The organism is Nocardia araoensis NBRC 100135 (assembly GCF_000308435.1).
GTDB classification, from domain to species: domain Bacteria; phylum Actinomycetota; class Actinomycetes; order Mycobacteriales; family Mycobacteriaceae; genus Nocardia; species Nocardia araoensis.
The window spans coordinates 1-4,312 of record NZ_BAFR01000300.1; the positions used below are offsets into that span (position 1 = coordinate 1).

General features: G+C 61.7%; 2 protein-coding genes and 1 pseudogene. 1 reads left to right on the top strand and 2 read right to left on the bottom strand.

Annotated features, from left to right (window positions below; genetic code table 11):
- Window positions 1-168: 168 nt before the first annotated feature.
- Window positions 169-938, bottom strand: a pseudogene (locus tag ON21_RS30685) (IS256 family transposase); the annotation flags it as partial.
- A 642-nt stretch (window positions 939-1,580) separates the two neighbouring features.
- Window positions 1,581-2,480, bottom strand: a complete 900-nt coding sequence (locus ON21_RS37535; protein WP_083880983.1) for a LysR family transcriptional regulator — start codon at window positions 2,478-2,480, stop codon at window positions 1,581-1,583.
- Window positions 2,481-3,003: 523 nt separating this feature from the next.
- Between ON21_RS37535 and ON21_RS30690 the strand changes: the two genes are divergently transcribed.
- Window positions 3,004-4,137, top strand: coding sequence for an IS701 family transposase (locus ON21_RS30690; RefSeq protein ID WP_039803803.1), 1,134 nt, complete (start codon window positions 3,004-3,006; stop codon window positions 4,135-4,137).
- The last annotated feature ends 175 nt before the right edge of the window (window positions 4,138-4,312 follow it).

Sequence of the window (4,312 nt, forward strand, 5' to 3'; positions counted from 1 at the left end):
CGCCCGGGCCTCGCTTGCCAACGCCAGACGCCGCTGCCGTTCGTTCAGATGCGGCAGTAACGCCGCAAAACGCTCGGCCAGACCAGCGACGACGCCGTTCACCACCGCCATAGCACAACGAAACACCTTGAGACGCAATACAACACGTTTTTACTTTACGACTCCACAGTGGGTGCGGCAGCGCTGCCAGGACGCACCGGGCAGGGTCGCGCCGATCGCGGCAACGAGCAGGCGTGGGCGTCGCTGGTGACGAGCTGGACGCCCGAGAGGCCGCGGGCAACCAGGTCACGGAAGAACGCCAGCCAGCCGGCACCGTCCTCGCCGGAGGTGACCTGGACGCCGAGGATTTCGCGGTAGCCCTCGGCGTTGACGCCGGTCGCGACCAGACAGTGCACGTTGACCACGCGCCCGTTCTCGCGGACTTTCAGCACCAGGGCGTCGGCGGCGACGAACGTGTATGGGCTGTGGTCGAGCGGGCGGGTGCGGAACGCCTCGACCTGAGTGTCCAGGTCGCGGGCCATCATCGACACCTGCGATTTCGACAGGCTGGTAATACCGAGGGACTCGACGAGTTTCTCCATCCGCCGGGTCGATACGCCGAGCAGGTAGCAGGTCGCCACCACGCTGGTGAGGGCTCGTTCGGCGCGTTTGCGGCGTTCGAGCAGCCAGTCGGGAAAGTAGCTGCCCGACCGCAATTTCGGGATGGCGACATCGATCGTGCCGACTCGGGTGTCGAAATCGCGATGCCGGTATCCGTTACGGGAGTTGACCCGCTGCTGGCTGCGTTCACCGTAGTCAGCGCCGCACATCGCATCTGCTTCGGCGCTCATCAGCGAGTGAACGACCGTCGACAGCATCTCACGCAGCAGGTCGGGGCTGGTTGCGGCGAGTTGCTCGGCGAACGACTTGCCCGGGTCGATAGGCTCGATCCTGGTCATCGCGTGAACTTTCCCTTCGTTGAGCTTGGCGGTTCAAGAAGGATCACGCGGTGACCGCCCACTCTCCGGCTACGACACGCTCACACGGTCGCTACCGAGTCGCTGATACACCACTCTGCTGGACGCAACCCGTTGTCAACCCGGCATGCGCGGACGGCGAGTTCGATGCAGACATTCGTGTTGCGAAGTGGGGCCTGACCAGCGTGCGCCGAGCTGTCAGTCATTGCGAGATTGCGGGGCGGCCGAGGAAATTCTCGGTATTCATGCCATCACCAGTGCGGCCGTCCGCGAACGCGACATCACTGTGCTGCGCACCAAGCCCGGCATGCGCGCCAGGTCGACTGCTGGACCCGACACAGATTGCCGGTCCTCGGCGACCTTGGCGACAAGGGTGAGTCCGGCCTGATCACCGTCGCGGTCAAGACCGCCCGCGGTAAATGCGGGAACCTCCCGCCGACGACCATATTCAAAGCATTGCCGCGAGTCAGCCTACTGCCGCTGCTGAATCGCCGACATCCTCGCCGCAGCCCTCGCCATGCCCCACGTCGAGCACCGCCGGACCGTGTGAACTCCCAACACGCCACCGACCCGAAAAAGTTCTGTATTAGCAATCTTCCGACATCGGCAAAATGCGATATGGCTTCAATTCGATATTCGGTTCATGCTCACTTCGGATGCCGTTGTGCAGAAGGCTCTAACCCGAGCGGTTGCGTTGTCCGAGCGCCAGATCAGTCCCCATTCAATCGGCTTGGCATCGACGATCGGCACGTAGACAATTTCAGGTCGGGCATAGTATTCTGCTGCGCTTGCGCCGACCGGTAGAGCTCCGCGGCCGGCGCCAATCAGCATGAGCAAGTCTTGAAATGTCGAAGCTGGCTCAGATTCATCCGCTCCGCGAGATGAGACAATGCGCGATCCACGGTCCTCGCGTAATGATTCTGGCATGGTTTCCGGTAGCCTCAGGATAGTGATCGAGGCCAGCTCGTCTGTCGATACCGCATTGCGTCGCGCGAACTGGTGACGGGAAGACACGGCAAGCAGGCGTGGCTCGTTGATGAGGGGTGGCCCTGTAACGATGCCGGCTTCTCGTACTGGAAACGAGCACAAAACTATATCCACCTTGCCTTCTCGGAGCCATGGCATGGCTTCGGCCAGCTGCGCCTCGCGCAGATGAACAGCACAGCTCGGCTGGTCAGCGCGGAACTTCTTTATTACCGACGTCAGAAGCACACCGCCAGCAGCGTGAATGAAAGCGACGCGCAGAACTCCTGTCACTCCTCGACCCGCCTGGACCGTCCGGGAATAGGCGTCGATAATTGTGTTCCACGTTGGCCTGATTTCCTGCTCCAACTGCCGGCCGATCGGCGTCATCTCCACTCGCCTACTGGTGCGATTGAATAGTTCCGCGCCGATACGACGTTCCAATTTTCTGATTGTCTGACTAACTCGCGTCGTCGTCAGCCTCAGTCGTTCCGCAGTCCGACCAAAATGTAGCTCTTCGCAAAGTGTCAAAAATGCCTCAATTTCGTAGCGTTCCAACATGTCTTACCTTAAAGTCAGGGATTCGATCATGCGAGCAATTTTCCGCAACGTTCGCTTTGTCGCCTGCGACGGACGGCTCGAAGGGGTATTCATCAGATATTAGGCGTCATGAACAAATCTGACAGAAGCATGAGTGAGCCCCCGACGCTTCGCCTTACGGTCTCAGGGTATCCGCGACAGAATTTTGCGAAGTCTCTCGCATGCTGCCTGGGCGGCTCAAGGTCGCATCACATCGCTCATGTGCTAGTACCGGAGCGTTCGACGCACTTTCTGCCATGGGTGACTTCCGTACTATGCAGGCATAAAGAGAATATAGCCTCAGAATATCACTCGGCCGGTAACGTTTGCGCCTATGGGCAGAATTGATCTCCTTGTCGATTTGGGCATGGGTCAACCCCCTGTGCTGAATATTCTCAGTTTGTCGACTACCCGACTCGGCATCAACGTCAACTTCGAACAATATTATGAAGCTCGAGTTCATGGTCTAGTACTGCAACGGCACTCGGTTCGGTAGTGTTCTGGGGTGGTTGTGGATGTTGTTGCGGCGGAGTTGGATTCGTTGCGCGCGAGGATCGGTGGCCGGTTCACACGATCAGAGCCGCGGGGCCGAGCTCGCGAGTATGTGACCGGGTTGGCGGCAGGGCTGGAGCGCAAGAACGGGTGGACGCTGGCCGAGCAGGCCGGTGAGGTGAGTCCGGACGGGATGCAGCGGCTGCTGCGGTGGGCGGACTGGGACATCGATGGAGTTCGTGACGACGTCTGTGGCTATGTGGCCGAGCGGCTCGGTGAGAAGGATGCGGTGCTCATCGCTGATGACACCGGGTTCCTGAAGAAAGGCATCCGCTCGGCGGGGGTGCAACGCCAGTACTCTGGCACGGCCGGGCGCACCGAGAACTGCCAGATCGGAGTGTTCCTCGCCTATGCCTCCCGCTACGGTCACGCCCTGGTCGACCGGGAACTGTATTTACCGGAGTCCTGGACCACCGACCGTGATCGCTGCCGCGCGGCCGGGATTCCCGACGAGGTCCAGTTCGCGACCAAGCCTCGTCTGGTGATGGCCATGCTGGAACGGGCCTTGTCGGCGAAGGTGCCGTTTCGCTGGTTCACCGCCGACGAAGCCTACGGTCAGGTCAAATACCTGCGGGTATGGCTCGAACAACACGACATCGCCCACGTGCTGGCAACCCGCCGCAACGACACCCTGATCACCGGCTTGTTCGCCGAAGCCCGCGCCGACGACCTGGTCGCCGCGCTCCCGGCCAGGGCGTGGCAGCGGATCTCCGCCGGTGCCGGTGCGCGCGGACCGCGAGACTACGACTGGGCGCGGGTGCCGATCCGCATCGGTTGGGAACCCGGGCGCGGGCACTGGCTGCTGGCCCGACGCAGCATCTCCAACCCTGCCGAGATCGCCTACTACGTCTGCTACGGACCCCGCCGATCCACCATCGCCGACCTGGCCTGGATCGCCGGGTCTCGGTGGCGGATCGAGGAATGCTTCCAGCAAGCCAAGAACGAAGCCGGGCTGGACCACTACCAGGTCCGCAGCTGGCGGGCCTGGTATGCCCACATCACCCTGTCGATGCTCGCCCTGGCCTGGATCGCCGGGGCGAAAGTTGTTGCGGCAAAAGGGGGAACCTCACCAGCGACGAGGACATGATCGCTCTCACGCTACCGGAGATCCGCCGTTTGACCATGAACCTTCTGCTCACCGGAATCCGACCGACCCGCCACGTCTGGGCCTGGTCGAACTGGCGACGCCGCCGACAACACCAAGCCCGCCTATCCCACTACCGACGACGAGGACACCCACTCACCTGAGTGCTGTTGCAGTA

What these genes read in the sequence shown, in the direction of transcription:
- ON21_RS37535 (WP_083880983.1), bottom strand. Translation starts at nt 2,480, where the DNA reads ATGTTGGAACGCTACGAAATTGAGGCATTTTTGACACTTTGCGAAGAG.